At 74.9% G+C, this 18,344-nt stretch carries 19 protein-coding genes; 14 read left to right on the top strand and 5 right to left on the bottom strand.

All coding sequences use genetic code 11. The features are described 5' to 3' along the window. The first annotated feature begins 121 nt into the window (after window positions 1-121). The 4 genes from DQ238_RS04835 (at window position 122) to DQ238_RS04820 (ending at window position 6,088) form a co-directional block, all read left to right on the top strand. On the top strand, window positions 122-3,967 hold the full coding sequence (locus tag DQ238_RS04835; protein WP_233495709.1) for a multifunctional oxoglutarate decarboxylase/oxoglutarate dehydrogenase thiamine pyrophosphate-binding subunit/dihydrolipoyllysine-residue succinyltransferase subunit: 3,846 nt from the start codon (window positions 122-124) through the stop codon (window positions 3,965-3,967). 39 nt (window positions 3,968-4,006) lie between these two features. Further along, entirely contained in the window at window positions 4,007-4,186 is a 180-nt protein-coding gene (locus tag DQ238_RS04830; RefSeq protein WP_113780369.1) for a DUF6104 family protein, read from the top strand. A gap of 188 nt (window positions 4,187-4,374) precedes the next feature. Beyond that, window positions 4,375-5,088 (top strand): metal-dependent hydrolase, encoded by a 714-nt coding sequence (locus tag DQ238_RS04825; RefSeq protein ID WP_113780181.1) that lies wholly within the window; start codon window positions 4,375-4,377, stop codon window positions 5,086-5,088. Between the two features lie 34 nt (window positions 5,089-5,122). Next, a complete protein-coding gene (locus tag DQ238_RS04820) occupies window positions 5,123-6,088 on the top strand; it encodes a D-glycerate dehydrogenase (protein ID WP_199506143.1) in 966 nt (321 codons plus the stop codon). Window positions 6,089-6,168: 80 nt separating this feature from the next. On the opposite strand, the gene DQ238_RS04815 is transcribed toward DQ238_RS04820, so the two are convergent. Further along, window positions 6,169-7,359, bottom strand: a complete 1,191-nt coding sequence (locus tag DQ238_RS04815; protein ID WP_113780180.1) for an NADP-dependent malic enzyme — start codon at window positions 7,357-7,359, stop codon at window positions 6,169-6,171. A gap of 128 nt (window positions 7,360-7,487) precedes the next feature. Here DQ238_RS04815 and DQ238_RS04810 point away from each other — a divergent pair, with 128 nt between their 5' ends. Beyond that, window positions 7,488-8,093, top strand: coding sequence for a dTDP-4-dehydrorhamnose 3,5-epimerase family protein (locus DQ238_RS04810; RefSeq protein ID WP_113780367.1), 606 nt, complete (start codon window positions 7,488-7,490; stop codon window positions 8,091-8,093). Here the strand turns inward: DQ238_RS04810 and DQ238_RS04805 are convergent. Next, window positions 8,066-8,461, bottom strand: a complete 396-nt coding sequence (locus DQ238_RS04805) for a S26 family signal peptidase (protein WP_233495708.1) — start codon at window positions 8,459-8,461, stop codon at window positions 8,066-8,068. The genes DQ238_RS04810 and DQ238_RS04805 overlap by 28 nt on opposite strands. Window positions 8,462-8,512: 51 nt before the next feature. Here DQ238_RS04805 and sodN point away from each other — a divergent pair, with 51 nt between their 5' ends. From sodN to DQ238_RS04780, 5 genes are all read left to right on the top strand, one after another. Then, window positions 8,513-8,914, top strand: coding sequence for a superoxide dismutase, Ni (sodN, locus tag DQ238_RS04800; RefSeq protein ID WP_113780179.1), 402 nt, complete (start codon window positions 8,513-8,515; stop codon window positions 8,912-8,914). 184 nt (window positions 8,915-9,098) lie between these two features. Continuing rightward, window positions 9,099-9,776, top strand: coding sequence for a phosphatidylserine decarboxylase (locus DQ238_RS04795; RefSeq protein WP_113780365.1), 678 nt, complete (start codon window positions 9,099-9,101; stop codon window positions 9,774-9,776). A 12-nt stretch (window positions 9,777-9,788) separates the two neighbouring features. Further along, window positions 9,789-10,616, top strand: coding sequence for a CDP-diacylglycerol--serine O-phosphatidyltransferase (pssA, locus tag DQ238_RS04790; protein ID WP_113780178.1), 828 nt, complete (start codon window positions 9,789-9,791; stop codon window positions 10,614-10,616). Then, the gene (locus DQ238_RS04785; protein ID WP_113780177.1) at window positions 10,613-11,116 is read left to right on the top strand and encodes a GNAT family N-acetyltransferase; all 504 of its coding nucleotides are present in this window, start codon (window positions 10,613-10,615) and stop codon (window positions 11,114-11,116) included. Before pssA ends, DQ238_RS04785 begins: the two co-directional genes overlap by 4 nt. Then, window positions 11,113-11,895, top strand: coding sequence for an HAD-IIA family hydrolase (locus DQ238_RS04780; RefSeq protein ID WP_113780176.1), 783 nt, complete (start codon window positions 11,113-11,115; stop codon window positions 11,893-11,895). Before DQ238_RS04785 ends, DQ238_RS04780 begins: the two co-directional genes overlap by 4 nt. Before the next feature lie 78 nt (window positions 11,896-11,973). Here the strand turns inward: DQ238_RS04780 and DQ238_RS04770 are convergent, their stop codons facing one another. Beyond that, a complete protein-coding gene (locus DQ238_RS04770) occupies window positions 11,974-12,456 on the bottom strand; it encodes a hypothetical protein (protein ID WP_113780175.1) in 483 nt (160 codons plus the stop codon). Window positions 12,457-12,546: 90 nt separating this feature from the next. Here DQ238_RS04770 and DQ238_RS04765 point away from each other — a divergent pair, with 90 nt between their 5' ends. Both DQ238_RS04765 and DQ238_RS04760 read left to right on the top strand, forming a co-directional pair. Continuing rightward, the gene (locus DQ238_RS04765) at window positions 12,547-13,569 is read left to right on the top strand and encodes a diacylglycerol kinase family protein (RefSeq protein WP_113780174.1); all 1,023 of its coding nucleotides are present in this window, start codon (window positions 12,547-12,549) and stop codon (window positions 13,567-13,569) included. 335 nt (window positions 13,570-13,904) lie between these two features. Continuing rightward, entirely contained in the window at window positions 13,905-14,156 is a 252-nt protein-coding gene (locus DQ238_RS04760) for a WhiB family transcriptional regulator (protein WP_113780173.1), read from the top strand. Between the two features lie 325 nt (window positions 14,157-14,481). On the opposite strand, the gene DQ238_RS04755 is transcribed toward DQ238_RS04760, so the two are convergent. After that, window positions 14,482-15,978, bottom strand: a complete 1,497-nt coding sequence (locus tag DQ238_RS04755) for a sensor histidine kinase (protein WP_113780172.1) — start codon at window positions 15,976-15,978, stop codon at window positions 14,482-14,484. A gap of 142 nt (window positions 15,979-16,120) precedes the next feature. Between DQ238_RS04755 and DQ238_RS04750 the strand changes: the two genes are divergently transcribed. Then, the gene (locus DQ238_RS04750; RefSeq protein ID WP_233495707.1) at window positions 16,121-16,627 is read left to right on the top strand and encodes a GNAT family N-acetyltransferase; all 507 of its coding nucleotides are present in this window, start codon (window positions 16,121-16,123) and stop codon (window positions 16,625-16,627) included. An 89-nt stretch (window positions 16,628-16,716) separates the two neighbouring features. Here DQ238_RS04750 and DQ238_RS04745 read toward each other — a convergent pair whose 3' ends face one another. After that, entirely contained in the window at window positions 16,717-17,760 is a 1,044-nt protein-coding gene (locus DQ238_RS04745) for a biotin carboxylase N-terminal domain-containing protein (protein WP_113780170.1), read from the bottom strand. Window positions 17,761-17,978: 218 nt separating this feature from the next. Here DQ238_RS04745 and DQ238_RS24325 point away from each other — a divergent pair, with 218 nt between their 5' ends. Then, window positions 17,979-18,053, top strand: coding sequence for a 50S ribosomal protein bL37 (locus tag DQ238_RS24325; RefSeq protein ID WP_113780364.1), 75 nt, complete (start codon window positions 17,979-17,981; stop codon window positions 18,051-18,053). The last annotated feature ends 291 nt before the right edge of the window (window positions 18,054-18,344 follow it).

The raw sequence follows: 18,344 nt of genomic DNA, 5'->3' as shown, positions 1-18,344 counted from the left end.
CCGTCGGGCCTGCTCGGCCGGACGCTGCACGCCGGATCGGGGCCGGTGACGGGCGTAGACTGCGCACCCGGTCCAGAGACGTCCACCGACGACGAAGAAGGCACTCGACCCCGTGTCAAGCGTGAGCTCATCCCGGCCGTCCTCCACCCCCTCCTCCGCGCTGGCGGGCTTCGGCACCAACGAGTGGCTGGTCGAGGAGATGTACCAGCAGTACCTCGCCGACCCGGCCAGCGTGGACCAGGCCTGGCACGAGTTCTTCGCCGACTACCGGCCGGGCAGCCCGGTGGCCGCCAGCGACGACCGGGACGCACCCGCGGCCGACGGCGCCTCCCCCGCGCCCGAGGAGACCTCCGAGGCGGCCCCGGCGCCGGCTGTCCGGGAGGCGACCCCGGCCGCCTCCGCCACCGCGACCGCGCCCACCGACCGCCCGGCACCCGACCGGCAGCCCCCCACGTCCGGCCCCACCCCGCCGTCGCGCGCCACCCGCGTCGAGGAGCGCACCGAGGACACCGTGGTCGACCGCGCCGCCGAACGGACCGCCCAGCAGCGGCCGGCCGCCCCGGCGCCGACGCCGGCCGCCGCGCCCACCCCCCAGCCCGCCACCGGGGGCCCGCGGCAGGTCCCGCTGCGGGGTGCCGCGGCCAGCGTCGTCAAGAACATGAACGCCTCGCTGACCGTCCCGACGGCGACCAGCGTGCGCGCGGTGCCGGCCAAGCTGCTGGCCGACAACCGCATCGTCGTCAACAACCACCTCGCCCGCGCGCGAGGCGGGAAGGTCTCGTTCACCCACCTGATCGGCTACGCGCTGCTCCGGGCGCTCGCCGACTTCCCGAACATGAACAGCGCCTACGCCGAGGTCGACGGCAAGCCGACCCTGGTGCAGCCCGAGCACGTCAACTTCGGCCTGGCCATCGACCTGCCCCGGCCCGACGGGACGCGCTCGCTCGTCGTGGCCAACATCAAGGCGGCCGAGACGATGGACTTCGCCTCGTTCTGGGGCGCCTACGAGGACGTCATCCGGCGCGCCCGCGCGGGCAAGCTGACCCTCGAGGACTTCTCCGGCACCACGATCAGCCTGACCAACCCCGGCACGATCGGCACCAACCACTCGGTGCCCCGGCTGACCGCGGGCCAGGGCGCGATCATCGGCGTCGGGGCCATGGAGTACCCGGCCGAGTTCCAGGGGATGAACCCCGAGACGCTCACCGAGATGGCCGTCTCCAAGATCATCACGCTGACCTCGACCTACGACCACCGGATCATCCAGGGCGCCGAGTCCGGCGACTTCCTGCGCCGCATCCACCAGCTGCTGCTGGGCGAGGACGGCTTCTACGACGACGTGTTCCGCTCGCTGCGGATCCCGTACGCCCCGGTGCGCTGGATGCCCGACGTGCGGGTCAGCCACGAGGGCGAGATCGACAAGGAGGCCCGGGTCGTCGAGGTCATCGACGCCTACCGGCGCAACGGCCACCTGATGGCCGACACCGACCCGCTGGAGTACCGGGTCCGCAGCCACCCCGACCTGGACATCCTCGAGCACCACCTGACGCTGTGGGACCTCGACCGCAGGTTCCCCGTGGGCGGGTTCGCCGGTGAGCGGGTCATGGCGCTGCGCGATGTCCTCGGCGTGCTGCGCAACTCCTACTGCCGCACCGTCGGCGTGGAGTACATGCACATCACCGACCCTGAAGAGCGCGAGTGGATCCAGCGGCGCGTCGAGGTCAGGGCCGAGCAGCCCGACCGCGAGAAGCAGAAGCACGTGCTCGGCCGGCTCAACGCCGCCGAGGCGTTCGAGACCTTCCTGCAGACCAAGTACGTCGGCCAGAAGCGGTTCAGCCTCGAGGGCGGCGAGTCGGTCATCCCGCTGCTGGACGAGGTGCTCATCGCCGGCACCGACCACGACCTCGACGAGGTCGCGCTCGGCATGGCCCACCGCGGCCGGCTCAACGTGCTGGCCAACGTGCTCGGCAAGAGCTACGCCAAGATCTTCGGCGAGTTCGAGGGCAACATCGACCCCGGCACGGTCCAGGGCTCCGGCGACGTCAAGTACCACCTGGGCGCCGAGGGCACGTTCTGCAACCCGTTCCGGGACGGCGCCGAGATCGCCGTCTCGCTGGTGAGCAACCCCTCGCACCTGGAGACGGTCGACCCCGTCCTCGAGGGCATCGCCCGGGCCAAGCAGGACCTGATCGACAAGGGCGAGCAGGGCTTCACCGTCCTGCCGGTCCTGCTGCACGGCGACTCGGCGTTCGCCGGCCAGGGCGTCGTCGCCGAGACGCTCAACCTCTCCCAGCTGCGCGGCTACCGCACCGGCGGCACCGTGCACGTGGTCATCAACAACCAGGTCGGCTTCACCACGTCGCCGGCCGCCGCCCGGTCGAGCCTGTACTCGACCGACGTGGCGCGGATGGTCAACGCGCCGATCTTCCACGTCAACGGCGACGACCCCGAGGCGTGCGTGCGGGTGGCGCGGTTGGCGGTGGACTACCGCCAGGCGTTCCGCAAGGACGTCGTCATCGACCTGGTCTGCTACCGCCGGCGCGGGCACAACGAGGGCGACGACCCGTCGATGACCCAGCCGCTGATGTACGACATCATCGACCACAAGCGCTCGGTGCGGAAGCTCTACACCGAGGCGCTGATCGGCCGCGGCGACATCACGCTGGCCGAGGCCGAGGAGGCGCTCAAGGACTACCGCGACCAGCTGGAGCGGGCCTTCGCCGAGACCCACGACGTCCAGGACACCGCCAAGCCCGAGCCGGTCATGGACCAGCCCGCGCAGCAGCCCGTGGTGGCCACCGCCATCACCCCCGAGGTCATGAAGGCGATCGGCGACGCGCACGTCTCGCTGCCGGCCGACTTCGCCGTCCACCCGAAGCTGCAGCGGATGCTCGAGCGGCGCGCGGCGATGGTGAGCGAGGGCGACATCGACTGGGCGATGGGCGAGCTGCTGGCGTTCGGGTCGCTGCTCGTGCAGGGCGTCCCGGTCCGGCTGGCCGGCCAGGACTCCCGACGCGGCACCTTCGTGCAGCGGCACGCGGTGCTCATCGACCGGCAGACCGCCGCGGAGCACACGCCGCTGGCCCACCTGTCCGAGGACCAGGCGAAGTTCTTCGTCTACGACTCGCTGCTGTCGGAGTACGCGGCCCTGGGCTTCGAGTACGGCTACTCGGTGGCCAACCCGAAGGCGCTGGTGCTGTGGGAGGCGCAGTTCGGCGACTTCGTCGATGGCGCCCAGATGATCATCGACGAGTACATCAGCTCCGGTGAGGCCAAGTGGGGCCAGCGCTCCGGCGTCGTGCTGCTGCTGCCGCACGGCCTGGAGGGTCAGGGCCCCGACCACTCCAGCGGCCGCATCGAGCGGTTCCTGCAGCTGTCGGCGGAGAACAACATGACCGTCGCCAACTGCACGACCCCGGGCAACTACTTCCACCTGCTGCGCCGGCAGGCGCTCTCGGACGTGCACCGGCCCCTGGTCGTCTTCACGCCCAAGTCGCTGCTGCGGGCCAAGGCCGCGGTCAGCCCAGTCTCGGACTTCACCGACGAGGTCTTCCGGCCGGTCCTGCCCGACCCGGGCGTGGGGGGCGAGCCGCTCGACGACGGGGCCGTGCGCCGGGTGCTGCTGTGCAGCGGCAAGGTCGCCTACGACCTGCTCGCCGCGCGGGAGGCCGAGGGGACCGCGGACACCGCCGTGGTGCGCGTCGAGCAGCTCTACCCGCTGCCGGCCGAGCAGATCCGCCGGGAGCTGGAGCGCTATCCGAACGCGCAGGACCTCGTGTGGGTGCAGGAGGAGCCGGCCAACATGGGCGCCTGGCAGTTCATGGCGGTCAACCTGCCCGAGCACCTGCCGGGCGGCCGCCGTCTGCAGCGGGTCAGCCGGCGGGCCTCGGCCAGCCCGGCGGTCGGCTCGGCCAGGGTGCACGAGGCCGAGCAGAAGCAGCTGATCGCGCAGGCCTACGCCGACTGACGCGGACCGACGTGTACTCCACCGACCGTGTACTCCATCGTGTACTCCACTGACAGGGGCCTGGAGGAGCTGGCCGACCGGCGGGGCGAGGAGCAGGTGACCCTCGCCTGGCTGGCCGACCAGATGCAGGCGTTCGTCGACCAGCACCCCGACTTCGAGGTGCCCGTCGAGCGGCTGGCCACCTGGCTGGCCCGCGGCGGCGCGGACGACGATGCCTGATGTCGTCCTCCGGACTCCAACCGCGGCCAATTGCCGTCCCGTCCTGAGTTGAGCCCACCCGGCGATCCCGTCGGGAGGCCTCCGGCCCCGGCGAACCCCGGACCGGTCCGCCGTCCCGCTTCCCTGACCGACACGCCCGGACGGCGCCGGTCCCGCGCCCCCGGGTGGGTCGGCGGGACCCTCTGTGCGTGCTCGGTCACTCGCACGCCCTCTCCGGGCTCGCCGCGGGCGCCGCGGCGCTGCCGTGGGCGCCGGTGGAGGGCCCGGTCGCCCAGGCCGCCTGGGTCGCCGCGGTCGGCGGGTTCGCCATGCTGCCCGACCTCGACCACCGCGGCTCGACCGTCTCGGACATGTGGGGGCCGGTCACCGACGTGCCCTCCGGCGCCGTCGGGCGGCTGGCGCAGGGGCACCGCTGGGGCACCCACGACGCGGTGCTGGCCCCGTTGGCCTTCGGCGCCCTCGCGGTCGCCGCGGCCTCCGCGTTCTGGTCCAGCCTGCTGCTGCTGAGCCTGGCCATCGGGCTGGCCCTGCGGGCGCTGCACTTCGTCATCCCCGGGCGGGCGGAGAACACCGTCGTCGGCAACCTGGTGCTCTCCTGGGGCGGGGCCTGGCTGCTGCTCGAGCACAGCCCGGGCCCCGCGTGGCTGCCCTGGGCGGTGGCGCTCGGCGTGCTCACGCACATCGCCGGCGACGCGGTCACCACGCAGGGCGTGCCGGTCCCGCTGGTGTGGCTGCTGCGCCGCTGCCGGCTGGCGCTCACCCCGCTGCGGACCGGGGCCGCCCTGGAGAAGGCGGTGCTCGCCCCCGGCTTCGTCCTGGCCACGCTGTGGTTCGTCTACGCCAACACCGGTCTGCGGCAGGCGCTCGACCCCCTGCTGCACGACCTCCGCGCCCTCGGCTGAGTAGGGACCGCCGACCGGCCGCTAGGTTGCCGCCGTGACCGGCCACGTCTACGTCACCCGGCTGCTCACTGACGACGCGATGGCGGCCCTGGCCGCACTCGGCCCGCCGCTGGTGACCGGCCGAGAGGAGCCGCCGTCCCGCGCCGAGCTGCTGCGGGACGCCGCGGGCGCCGCCGCGTTGGTGAGCACGCTGACCGACCGCGTGGACGCCGCCGTCCTCGACGCCGCCGGACCCGCGCTGCGGATCGTGGCCAACGTCGCGGTCGGCTACGACAACGTCGACGTCGCCGCGGCCGCCGAGCGCGGCGTCGTCGTCACCAACACCCCCGGCGTCCTCGACGGCGCGACCGCCGACCTGACGATGGGGCTGGTGCTGGCCGCCGCGCGGCGGATCGCCGAGGGCGACCGCTTCCTGCGCACCGGGACGCCGTGGGTGTGGGGGCCGCGGATGATGACCGGCCTGGACCTCTCCGCCGGCGCGGTCCTCGGCGTCGTCGGCTACGGCCGGATCGGCCGGGCCGTGGCCCGCCGGGCGCGCGCGTTCGGCATGACCGTGCTGGCCACCCCGACCCGGACCCCGCTGGAGCCGGACGACGGCCCGGTGACCTTCCGCGAGCTGCCCGACCTGCTCGCCGAGAGCGACGTCGTCACGCTGCACTGCCCGCTCACCCCGCGGACCCGCCACCTGGTCGACGACGCGGCGCTGGCCCGGATGCGGCCGACCGCGCTGCTGGTCAACACCGCCCGCGGCGCCGTCGTCGACACCGACGCGCTGGTGCGCGCCCTGCAGGAGGGTCGGCTGGCCGGCGCCGCGCTCGACGTGTTCGAGGACGAACCGCACGTCGACCCGCGGCTGCGGGCGCTTGGGAGCGTGGTGCTCACCCCGCACCTGGGCAGCGCCGGCGACCGGACCCGCAGCGCGATGTGCGGCCTGGCGGTGCGCAACGTCGCCGAGGTGCTGGCCGGCCGCCCCCCACTGACCCCCGTGACCGGAGGCTGACCGTGCGGTGACCCCTCCAGGCGCGGCCCCGCTGCAGGGACCCACCGCGAGCCTGCGAGGGGTGGGGGGCAGCGGGGTCCTTACCGGGTGACGCCCTGCTGCACCGCGCAGCCGGCGACCGCGGCGGCCACGGCCTCGGCCACCCGGCGGTCCAGCGGGCTGGGGACGACGTAGTCGGCGCGCACCTCGTCGCCCACCACGCCGGCGATCGCGGCCGCCGCGGCCAGCTTCATCTCCTCGGTGATGCAGGTGGCGCCGGCGTCGATCGCGCCGCGGAAGACGCCGGGGAAGGCGAGCACGTTGTTGATCTGGTTGGGCTCGCCGCTGCGCCCGGTCGCGACCACCGCCGCGTGGCGGGCCGCCATCTCCGGGTCCACCTCGGGGATCGGGTTGGCCAGCGAGAAGACGACGCACCCCGGCGCCATCGCGGCGATCGCCGACTCGGGCACCGACCCGCCGGAGAGCCCCAGGTAGACGTCGGCGCCCTCCAGCGCGCCGACCATCGTGCCCGCGTACCCGGCCCGGTTGGTGTGCTCGGCGACCCAGCGCTTGACCGGGGTGAGGTCCTCGCGGCCCGGGTGCAGGACCCCCTGGGAGTCGGCCACGGCGATCTCGCCGACGCCGGCCCCCAGCAGGATCCGGGTGCACGCGATCCCCGCCGCACCCGCGCCGGAGACCACGACCCGCAGGTCGCCGAGCTCCCGGTCGACCACCCGCGCCGCGTTGCGCAGCGCGGCCAGGACGACGATCGCCGTCCCGTGCTGGTCGTCGTGCATGACCGGGATGTCCAGCCGCTGCCGCAGCCGCTCCTCGATCTCGAAGCATCGCGGGGCGCTGATGTCCTCGAGGTTGATCCCGCCGAAGGACGGCGCGATCGCCGCGACCGTCTCCACGATGGCGTCGACGTCGGTGGTGGAGAGCACGACCGGCACCGACGACAGCCCGCCGAACTCGCTGAACAGGCAGGCCTTGCCCTCCATGACCGGCAGGGCGGCCGCCGGGCCGATGGCGCCCAGCCCGAGGACGGCGGTGCCGTCGGAGACCACGGCGACCACCCGCGGGGCCCAGGTGAACCGGTCGGCCAGCGCGGGCTCGGCGGCGATGGCGCTGGAGACCCTGGCGACCCCGGGGGTGTAGGTGAGCGCGAGGTCGGCGGTGGACTCGATGGTGCGGGTGGGGCGCACGACGAGCTTGCCGCCCTCGTGCACCGCGAACGCCGGGTCGGCGGCGAAGCGGTCGGCGGTCCCCTCGTGCGGCTGCGGCGCGCCCATGGACACGGGAGCGTAACCGAGCCGACACGGCGGTGACCGGCCCGTCGTCCCGTTCTGCGGGAGACACAGCCCATCCAGTGGACCGCGGATGCCGGGGCGCAGCGGTGGCGGTCGTTACCGTCCGGGTCGTGGACATCCGCGAGCTCGCCGTGCGCGATGCCTTCGTCCTCGACCTGGTCCCGCACGGCGACGCCCGCGGCCGGTTCACCGAGTGGTACCGCGCCGACGTGCTCGCCGCCGCCGTCGGCCACGCCCTGCCCCTGGCGCAGGCCAACCACAGCACCTCCGCCCGCGGCGTGCTGCGCGGCGTGCACTTCGCCCTCGTCCCGCCCGGCCAGGCCAAGTACGTGTACTGCCCGGCCGGGCGGGTGCTGGACGTCGTGGTCGACGTCCGCGTCGGCTCCCCCACCTTCGGCGGGCACGACACCGTCGTCCTCGACAGCGACCGGCCCCGCGCGGTCTACCTCGCCGAGGGCCTCGGCCACGCCTTCCTCGCCCTGGCCGACGCCAGCTCGGTGACCTACCTGGTCTCCGCCGGCTACGACCCGACCCGCGAGTTCGGCGTCGACCCGCTCGACTCCGACCTGGACCTGCCCTGGCCGGCCGACGTCGCCGTCGAGCTCTCCGCCAAGGACCGCGCCGCCCCTCCCCTCGCCCGGGCCCGCGAGCAGGGCCTGCTGCCGACGATGGCGCAGTGCGCCGCCCGCTATGCCGAGCTGCGCGCCGGGCGCTGACGCCGCGGAGCCAGCCGGCCGGGGCGCGGCCAGAGCCGGCCCACCACCCGGCCGACGACGACGGCGGGGCCGAAGGCGCGGCTGTCGTCGGTGACGAACGGGTTGTCGCCCTCGACCCAGTGGCCGCCGGGCACCGCGCGCCGCACCCGCTTGACCACGAGCAGCTCGGGGCGCGCCGGGAAGCGGGCCAGGACGACGTCGCCGGCGGCCACCGCGGCCCCGGCGCCGACCCGGCGGACCAGCAGCCGGTCGCCGGAGCGCACCGTCGGGGTCATCGACGGGCCGGCCACCCGGGCCAGGACCCAGGGCGTGACCAGCGGCGGGACGGTCCCGGAGGTCAGGTCCTCGGACCTGTCGTCGGCGTTCACCGGGAGTAGGGTCGCAGACGACACCACCCACCCAGACCCGGAGGCACGACCATGCGATTCCGCGTGTTCTCCGCCGTGGAGGCCACCGCTCACTGCGACCTCCCCTGCGGCGTGTACGACCCGGCCCAGGCCCGCATCGAGGCGGAGTCCGTCAAGGCCATCCAGGAGAAGTACCAGGGCAACGAGGACCCGGTCTTCCGGCAGCGCTGCGTGCTGATCAAGGAGCAGCGGGCCGAGCTGGTCAAGCACCACCTGTGGGTGCTGTGGACCGACTACTTCAAGCCCCCGCACTTCGAGAAGTACCCGCAGCTGCACGAGCTGTTCAACAAGGCCACCAAGCAGGCCGGCGCCGCCGGTGGCAAGGGCAGCATGGACCCGGCCGAGGGCCAGAAGTTGCTCGACTACATCGCCGAGATCGACAAGATCTTCTGGGAGACGAAAGCCGCCTCCTGAGGCTTCCCGCGGTGAGGCCACGGCCGGCGAGCTGCCCACTCGCCGGCCGTTCTCGTCCCCGCACCCGGTGCGCGACGGGTTCGCGCGCCCGGACCGGCGCCGGCCCCGGAGCCGGTCGCCGGAGCCGCGCGGGGCCGGCGACCGGTCGTCCGGGTCGAGTGCGTCCCGGTACCGTCTGACCACGATGCGCATCGACCCGGCCGGGTGGCCGTTCATCACCGGGCCCCTCGCCCCCGCCGCCGTCCTCACCGCCGCCGGACGGCTCCGCGGCCGCCGCGGCCTCGCGCTCGCCGCCTGGCCGTTCGCCGTCCTCTCGGCATACATGGCGCTGTTCTTCCGCGACCCCGACCGGCGCTGCGACGTCGCGCCGCCGGCACCCGACGACGTCCTCTCCCCCGCCGACGGCGTGGTGATGGTCGCCGGCCGGCCGCAGGAGGGCGTCGCCCCGGAATCCGCCCCCGGGGGCGAGTGGCAGCAGGTCAGCGTCTTCCTCTCCGTCGTGGACGTGCACGTCAACCGGTCCCCGTACTCCGGCGAGGTCGTGCGCAGCACCTACCGGCGGGGCAGTTTCCTGGCCGCCTACCGCAGGGAGTCGGCGCACCGCAACGAGCGCCGCGAGCTGTGGCTGCGCGACGGCGACCGCACCGTCGTCTTCCGGCAGGTCGTCGGCGTGCTCGCCCGGCGGATCGTGACCCGCACCGGCGTCGGCCGGCGACTGGCCACCGGCGAGCGGATGGGTCTGATGAAGTTCGGCTCCCGGATGGACGTCTTCGTCCCCCCCGACTGCGCGGTCCTCGTCCGGGCGGGGCAGCGGGTGCGCGGCGGCGAGACCGTCATCGCCCGCTGGTCCCCCGCCGGCTGAGGACGGGCGTCCGTGTCCAGCTCCGCGTCCGGCGCGGGCTCCTCGCAGACCCGGCGGACGGCGACCGTCGAGTTCGTCCGCGGTTCGGTCCGCGGCACCCGGCGCCGGGCGCTGGCGACCCTGCCCAGCCTGTTCACGCTGGCCAACATGATGTGCGGCTTCGCCGCGATCCTGGTCTCCACCCGGGGCCAGTACACGCTGGCCGCCGTCCTGGTCGGCCTGTCGGTCGTCTTCGACATCACCGACGGCGCCGTCGCCCGCCTGGTCGGCGCGGTCACCCCCTTCGGCCTGCAGTTCGACTCGCTCGCCGACCTGGTCTCCTTCGGCCTGGCCCCGGCGCTGCTGGCGTTCACGCTGTTCTCCGAGGGCCGCGACGTGTGGGACCCCCTGGGCTGGGTCGCCTGCTTCCTGTGGGTGGCCTGCGCCGCGATCCGGCTCGCCCGGTTCAACACGACCATCGACCCGACCGCCGACAAGCGGTACTTCACCGGCATGCCCAGCCCGGGCGCCGCCGGCGTCGTCCTCGCCTCGGTGTTCGCCTTCGGCGACCAGATGCACGGCCGGGAGCGGCTGTGGGTGCTGCTGATCGTCGCCGTCCCGGCGCTGCTGATGGTGAGCACGATCCGGTACCGCTCGTTCCGCTCGCTGGTCAGCCCGAAGAGCGGCCGCCCCTACGGGCTGAGCGCCGCGGCGCTGGCCGTCGTCGTCGGCTTCGCCCTCGCCCCGGTGGTCACCGGCTGCGTGCTGGCCTACGGCTACCTGCTGGCGCCGGTGCTCGTGCCGCTCCTGTCCCCGCTGGCCCGGTTCGTGCCCGACCGAGTGAAGGAGACGCTCACGTGACCGTCCGGCCCGTCCGCCCCGACGACGTCCCGGCCGTGGTCGGGCTGGTGCGCGAGCTCGCCGAGTACGAGCGCGCCGCGCACGAGGTCCGGCTGACCGAGGAGCAGCTGCACGCGGCCCTGTTCGGGGACTCGCCCAAGCTGTTCGGTCACGTGGCGGTCGTGGACGGCGCCGTCGTCGGCATGGCGCTGTGGTTCCTCAACTTCTCCACCTGGCGCGGCACCCACGGCGTCTACCTCGAGGACCTCTACGTGCAGCCGGGCCACCGCGGCACCGGCCTGGGCCGGGAGCTGCTGCGCACCCTGGCCGAGCTCTGCGTCGAGCGTGGCTACAGCCGACTGGAGTGGTGGGTGCTGGACTGGAACACTCCCTCGATCCGGTTCTACGAGGCGGCAGGAGCGGTGCCCATGGACGAGTGGACGGTGTTCCGGCTCACCGACGACGCGCTGGCCTCCTTCGCCGCCGCCACCGCCGCCGCCGCCGATCGGCGGCCGGCATGAGCACCGAGCGCAAGCAGGCGGAGTGCTGGCTGACCGACATGGACGGCGTCCTGGTGCACGAGGGCATGGCGCTGCCCGGCGCCGCGGACTTCCTGGACCGGCTGGTCGAGGCCGGCCGGCGCTTCCTGGTGCTGACCAACAACTCGATCTTCACCCCGCGTGACCTCGCCGCCCGGCTGGCCCGCTCGGGGCTGCACGTCCCCGAGGCGGCGATCTGGACGTCGGCGCTGGCCACCGCCGACTTCCTGGGCGGCCAACAGCCCGGCGGGTCGGCCTACGTCATCGGCGAGGCGGGCCTGACCACGGCGCTGTACGAGGCCGGCTACACGCTCACCGACACCGACCCGGACTTCGTCGTCCTCGGCGAGACCCGCACCTACTCCTTCGAGGCGATCACCCGGGCCATCCGGCTGATCGGCGCCGGGGCGCGGTTCATCGCCACCAACCCCGACGTCACCGGCCCCTCCCCCGAGGGCCCGCTGCCGGCCACCGGCTCGGTCGCCGCGATGATCACCCGGGCGACCGGCGCGGAGCCCTACTTCGTGGGCAAGCCCAACCCGATGATGTTCCGCAGCGCCATGAATCGGATCGAGGCGCACTCGGAGTCCACCGTCATGATCGGCGACCGGATGGACACCGACGTCGTCGCGGGCATCGAGGCCGGCCTGGAGACGATCCTCGTGCTCACCGGCTCGACCCGGGCGGCCGACGTCTCCCGCTTCCCCTTCCGGCCCAGCCGGGTGCTGGACTCGATCGCCGACGTCGTCGAGCTGGTCTGAAAGAGGACCCCGTCCCCCTCACCGCTCGCAAGCTCGCGGTGAGCCTCTGGACGGGGCCGGGGGACGCGGGGTCCTCGTTCAGCGGCGCAGGAACGCCAGCCGGGCCTCGGGGGTCAGCAGCAGGTACAGGGTCAGGGCGACCAGCACCAGCACCGGGACGCCGATCAGCGGCCGACCGGCCTGGAACGCCGAGGAGTACCCGAACAGCCCGAGCAGCAGCTGGAGGACGACGACCGGCCCGCGGGCCCAGGCCGAGACCCGGCGCAGCCCGACGGCGGCGGCGCCCAGCAGGGCGGCGAAGAACCCGACGTAGACCACCTCGGCCACCGCCCGCCCGACGCTGTCGGGTGTCGAGGCCACCGTCAGGTAGAGCAGCCAGAGGGCGACGCCCGCGAGGGCGGCCGCCTCGACCGCGACCACCAGCGCGGCCCGGCGCACGGCCGCAGGCGCCGGCGGCCGCTCCCGGGCCGGGCGGGGGGCCGCCGGCTCGGCCGCGCCGCCGAGCAGCCGGTCGGCCCGCCGGCGCTGCCGCGGCGGCCGGGCTCCGGGCTCCTCGGTCACGGCCGGAAGGGTACGCGCCGGCCCTGGGCGCCCCGGCCGTCCCGCACACCGGGCCGGGCGGACACCGGCCCGCTCGTTAGCCTGAGCCGCATGCGCGCGCTCGTGGTGGCCAACCCCCTGGCGACGACGACGACCCGCAGGGTCCGCGACCGGGTGCTCGCCGCCCTCGCCGCCGACCTCGACGTCGACCTCGCCGAGACCACCCACCGCGGCCACGGCAGCGAGCTGGCCCGCAAGGCCTGCGCCGAGAGCGTCGACGTCGTCGTCGCCCTCGGCGGTGACGGCACGGTCAACGAGGTCGTCAACGGGTTGCTGCACGACGGGCCGGGCGCGCACGTCCCGCCCCTCGCCGTCGTGCCGGGCGGGTCGACCAACGTCTTCTCCCGGGCCCTGGGACGCGCGCGCAACCCGGTCACCGCGACCGCGGAGATCCTCGACTCGCTGCGCGCCGGGCGCACCCGCCGGGTCTCGCTCGGCACGGCCAGCGCGCGGGGCGCCGGTCGGGCGGCGGCCGCGATCCCCGACCCGGCGCTGGCCACCGCAGCGGCCGACGCCGCCGCCGCGGCCCACCCGGAGTGGACCGAGCCGCGCTGGTTCGCCTTCTCCGCCGGCCTGGGCTTCGACGCCGACGTCATCGGCCGGGTCGAGGCGCACCGGGCCCGCGGGCACCGCTCCACCGGGCTGCTCTACGTCCGGGAGGCCACCAGCACCTTCGTGCTGGGCCGCGAGCGCCGGGACCCCGCGATGACCCTCGAGGTCCCCGGCGAACCTCCGGTCGACGGGCTCTTCCTGTGCCTGGTCTCGAACGTCTCCCCGTGGACCTACCTGGGCGCCCGGCCGGTGGTCCCCAGCCCGGATGCCTCCTTCGACACCGGGCTCGACGTCTTCGCGATGGGCCGGATGGGGGTGCTGCGGATGCTGCACCACGTGCGGCAGGTCCTCGCCGCCCGACCCGACGCGCGCGGCCGCGGCGTGCTCCGGCGGCACGACCTGGCCGGGCTGACCCTCACCGCGCAGCGCCCGCAGGGCTGGCAGGTCGACGGCGACCACCTCGGGACGGCGACCGGCCTGCGGGTCCGCGGCGTACCGGCCGCGCTCGCCGTCGTGGCCTGAGCCACGGAAACCGACCCGTTCCGCAACTCGCCTCTGACCTGCAGGTTCGTCATCGGGACCGAGCGGTTGTCAACGCACCGCGCCGGTGGGGGGACGGTCGAGTGGCGCCCCTACCACGGCCGTGGTGAGCTTGCTCACGAGGGGTCGACCGATGTCCTCGTTCTGCTTGACAGGCGGCCTCGCCGTGAAAACATCGCGGGAGCAGCAACCTGTCAGTAACAAGCGCACGAAGTCGCTGTGCCATGGCGCTGGTCACCCCGGTACCGGCCTGCGGAGCGGTCCGAGGCCGGCGACTGACGCACTCCACCGTAGACGACACCGAGGAGAACACCGCCATGGACTGGCGCCACCGCGCGCTCTGCCGCGACGAGGACCCGGAGCTGTTCTTCCCCATCGGGACGACCGGCCCGGCCCTCGTGCAGATCGAGCAGGCCAAGGCGGTGTGCCGACGATGCCCCGTCACCGAGTCGTGCCTGGACTGGGCCCTGCGCTCCGGTCAGGACTCCGGTGTCTGGGGCGGCCTGTCCGAGGACGAGCGGCGCGCGCTCAAGCGGCGCCAGGCTCGCACCCGCGTGCGCACCGCCTGAACCCGTCGCACACCGGCACCTGGGCTGCACGCCCGGCGGCGCCGCGCTGAACCGCCACGAGGCCGGTCCGGGATCCCCGGACCGGCCTCGCTCTGTCATCTGTCGCCCTACCGGGCTCCGACCGCGGCCACGTGCCCTCCCCCGACACCGGTGAGCCCTCCCCCGTGTCCCGATCGGGGGACCCTCCGGGCCCCCGCGACCGGTCCACACCGCGGCCACGTGCCCTCCCCCGACACCGGTGAGCCCTCCCCCGTGTCCCGATCGGGGGACCCTCCGGGCCCCCGCGACCGGTCCACACCGCGGCCAGGAGCCGTCCCCGACGACGTCATCGCCGCAGGCGGGCGGCGCCGGGGAGGGTGAGCACCACCTCGGTGCCGGTCCGCCCGTCGGTGGGGTGGGTGGGCGGGCTGGTCATGGTGAGGCAGCCGCCGAGCTCGCTGGTGACCAGGGTGCGCACGATCTGCAGCCCGAGACCGTCGCTGGCGGCCAGGTCGAAGCCCTCCGGCAGCCCCTGCCCGTCGTCGCGCACCCGCACCACCAGGTCGTCGCCGCCGCGCTCGGCCACCAGCTCGATGCTGCCCGGGCTGCCGTCGGGGAAGGCGTGCTCGGCGGCGTTGTGCAGCAGCTCGGTGACCGCCAGCACCAGCGGGGTCGCGGCTCCGGCCGGCAGCTCGCCGAACTGGCCGACCCGCCGGGTCCGCGCCGCCGGACCGATCGAGGTCAGGTCGCCGAGCATCGGCAGCACCCGGTCGAGGACGTCGTCCACGTCGACGACGTCCTCCCGGCTGCCGGCCAGCGTGTCGTGCACCACCGCGATCGACGACACCCGGCGCACCGACTCCTCCAGCGCCTCCCGGGCAGCGGGCTCGCTCATCCGCCGGGCCTGCAGCCGCAGCAGCGCGGCCACCGTCTGCAGGTTGTTCTTCACCCGGTGGTGGATCTCCCGGATGGTGGCGTCCTTGGTCAGCAGCGCGCGGTCGCGCAGCCGCACGTCGGTGACGTCGCGCACCAGCACCAGCGCGCCCTCCTCCGCGCCGGGGGGCTGCAGCGGCAGCGCGCGCACCAGCAGCGTGGCCGTCGTCCCCTCGACGTCCGTGGGGTCGGGGAACCGGCCGGCGACCGCGGCCCGGATGCCCGCGGCGACCGCCTCCCCGGCGACCCGGTCGAACGCGGCGTCGCGGGTGAGCCGGGCCAGGTCGGCGCCGACGACGTCCCCGGTGACCCCCAGGCGGCGGTAGGCCGACAGTGCGTTGGGGCTGGCGTAGACGGCGTAGCCGCCGGCGTCCAGCCGCACCAGCCCGTCACCCACCCGCGGGCTCAGCTCGGCGTCCAGCGGCTTCTCCGGCGGGAAGGTGCCGGCCGAGACCATGAGGCACAGGTCGGCGGCGATGTCGAGGTAGGTCAGCTCCAGGGTGGACGGCGAGCGGGTCACGGCCAGGTTCGTGTCCCGGGCCAGGACGGCGACGACGACGCCGTCGTGCCGCACCGGGACGACCTCGCGCCGCCGTGGGTTGGGCCCCGACCAGTCGGGCTCCCCCTCGGTGACCGGGCGGCCTTCCCGGTGGGCGACTGCGAACGGCTCCGCGGCCGGCCCCTCGACCTCCGAGCCCACGAGGTCGTCGGGCTGGCTGGTGGGCGCGGTCAGCGGGCGCACCTGCGCCACGCACCACCAGGCGCCGGTGCGCAGCGGCACCCACAGCGTCAGGTCGGCGAAGGAGAGGTCGGCCAGCAGCTGCCAGTCGGCCACCAGCCGGCGGGCGTGGTCCACCCGGGCCGGCGTGGAGACCGAACCGCGGGTGAGACGTTCGGAGAGGCTGCTCATGGTGCCCCGAGGGTAGGAGGGCCCCGTCCTCCTCACCCCTCGCACGCTCGGGGTGAGCCTCGGGACGGGGCCGATGCCCGGCGGCCGGAGGGGGCCGACGCCCAGGGACGCCGAGGAGGGGTCCGTGCCTAGGCTGCCCGCCGTGTCCTCTGCCGCCGGTGCACCGTCCCCGTCCGTCGAGACCGCCCGCCCGGAGGACTTCTCCCGCATCGCCGAGCTGACCGTCGACGTCTACGTCGGCGGCGGCCTGACCAACCCGGGGTACGCCGTCGAGCTGGCCGACGTCGCCAGCCGGGCCGAGCGGGCGGAGCTGCTCGTGGTCCGGGACGGAGACGGCCGAGTCGTCGGCAGCGTGGCCCTGGTGCTCGACGGGGACTTCGGCGAGGTCACCGAGTCCGACGACGAGGCCGCGTTCCGGATGCTGGTCGTCGACCCGGTGCGGCAGGGCCGCGGGACCGGGGAGCTGCTGGTGGCCGCCTGCCTCGAGCGGGCGCGGGCAGCGGGCAAGCGGCGGATGGTGCTCTCCACCGGGCCGACGATGACCGCGGCGCACCGGCTCTACGAGCGGATGGGCTTCACCCGGCTGCCGGAGCGGGACTGGTCCCCGGTGCCCGGGGTGGACCTGCAGGTGTACGTGCTGGAGCTGTAGTCCCCGACGGCGCTGACCGGAGCAGGGGCTCCTTCTTCGAAGGGTGGGGAGGACGGGGTCCTTCTCCGGTGGGGGCAGGGGGTCCCTTCTCACGCCCCGGGCGCGGGGGAGCCGGCGGCGAGCCGGTCGAGCACCGGGCAGATCTCCGGCCCGTCGTGCGGCACGCCGGTCTCGGGCAGGCCGGTGAGGACGTCACTGACCGCTCGGGCGGCGGTGGCGGTGTCGGGGCCGCTGGCGCTGACCGTGGCCAGCAGCGCGTCGTACCAGCCATCCAGCCGGTCGCCGGGGTCGTAGCCGCTCACGGCCACGACCTCGACGTCCGGCGTCCGGCCCGGGCGCCGTCCGGACTCCGGCAGCCGGCCGGTGACCCGCCCGGCCTGTCCCGGGGGCAGGGTGGAGCGCAGCTGGACGGCGACGGCCTTCCGGGGCGCCCAGCCCGGCCCGGCGTCGGTCGACCGGCCCCGGGCGGCGCTGCGCAGCGCGAGCTCGACGGCGTCCACTCCGTGCGCGCGCTCCAGGACTGCCATGTCGAGGGAGAAGCCGGCGGCCACCTCGGCGAGCTCCCCGTCCGGGGCGATGCCGACGGTGACCAGCCCGCGCCAGCCCACCTCCGCCAGCCGCTTGGCCGCCGCCGGCAGCTCGACCGGCTCGTCGGGGGTCCAGGAGAGGCGGGCGGTGCCGGCGGCCCGGTCGCGGACGACGGCCGTGGTGTGGTGCAGCCCGGAGTCGGTGACCCAGGCGAGGAAGCCGCGCTCGCTGACCGGCTCGACCCCGTCACCGCCGAGGCGCTCGAGCACGGCCGCCGGCGGCCCGACCCAGGTCAGCCCCGCCGCGACCACCGCGCCGGCCAGCCGCACGTTGCCGGCCAGCGCCGGCGGGACCGGGAGGACGGCGGTGGCGCCGCTGCGCCGGGCGGCCTCGACGATCCGGTCGACGGCCAGGTAGGACTCCGCGGCCGGGGCGGGGCCGAGCAGGATGGCGTCGTCGGCCAGCCGGACGTGGCGGGCCGAGCGGTCGGCCTCGGAGTACACGGCGACCGTCTTCACGTCCAGCCGTGAGCAGGCCGCCACCACCGAGCACGCGGCCGGGCCCCGCCCCGCCACGAGCACGCTCTCGATCCCGACGTGTGCCACCGTGCCGACCCTCTCCGATCCCGCGTCGTCCTCCTCCCAGCCTGACCCCGCGGCTACCCGGCCCGCCACACGGGCGGCGCCGGCGAGGCGCATGAGAAGCTGGGGACACCAGCCTGACGGGTTGCCCGGTACCACGTCCGCGTGACGCACCGGTCGCCCGTCGACGTCCAGGGGCCCGGCAGCGGGCCCGCGGCACCGACCAGGAGAGGAGGGCAGCGATGTCCAAGCGTGGACGCAAGCGGCGCGCCCGCAAGCAGAACAAGGCCAACCACGGCAAGCGGCCCAACGCCTGACGTCGGCCCCGCCGAACGGCGAAGCGCCCCGCCCCCGCTGCACGCGGGGACGGGGCGCTGTCCGTTGCTGGCCCCTCCCGGGCCCCGCCGCGGCCCCGTCCCGAGGCCCCCTCCCGGGTACCGCCCCGAGCTCGCCAGGGGTGAGGAGGACGGGGTCCTCTCTCAGCCTCGATCCACCGTCGATCTTGGTCGGCTCCGTCGGCTCGTGATTCGATCTTGATGGCTTGATCTGGGCGCGGGTGAGCGGCCGGTCTGTCCGGCTCTTCCACTGTTGGTCTCCGGTCGTGCCCG

The sequence above is a fragment of the Geodermatophilus sp. TF02-6 genome (assembly GCF_003319115.1).
Lineage (GTDB): Bacteria > Actinomycetota > Actinomycetes > Mycobacteriales > Geodermatophilaceae > Geodermatophilus.
Note: the sequence above shows the minus strand (reverse complement) of the source record. Positions and strands in the feature narration are given on the sequence as shown.

What these genes read in the sequence shown, in the direction of transcription:
- DQ238_RS04815 (WP_113780180.1), bottom strand. Translation starts at nt 7,359, where the DNA reads ATGGGCGCGCCGCAGCCGCACGAGGGGACCGCCGACCGCTTCGCCGCC.
- sodN (WP_113780179.1), top strand. Translation starts at nt 8,513, where the DNA reads ATGCGATTCCGCGTGTTCTCCGCCGTGGAGGCCACCGCTCACTGCGAC.
- DQ238_RS04795 (WP_113780365.1), top strand. Translation starts at nt 9,099, where the DNA reads ATGCGCATCGACCCGGCCGGGTGGCCGTTCATCACCGGGCCCCTCGCC.
- DQ238_RS04780 (WP_113780176.1), top strand. Translation starts at nt 11,113, where the DNA reads ATGAGCACCGAGCGCAAGCAGGCGGAGTGCTGGCTGACCGACATGGAC.
- DQ238_RS04765 (WP_113780174.1), top strand. Translation starts at nt 12,547, where the DNA reads ATGCGCGCGCTCGTGGTGGCCAACCCCCTGGCGACGACGACGACCCGC.
- DQ238_RS04760 (WP_113780173.1), top strand. Translation starts at nt 13,905, where the DNA reads ATGGACTGGCGCCACCGCGCGCTCTGCCGCGACGAGGACCCGGAGCTG.
- DQ238_RS04755 (WP_113780172.1), bottom strand. Translation starts at nt 15,978, where the DNA reads ATGAGCAGCCTCTCCGAACGTCTCACCCGCGGTTCGGTCTCCACGCCG.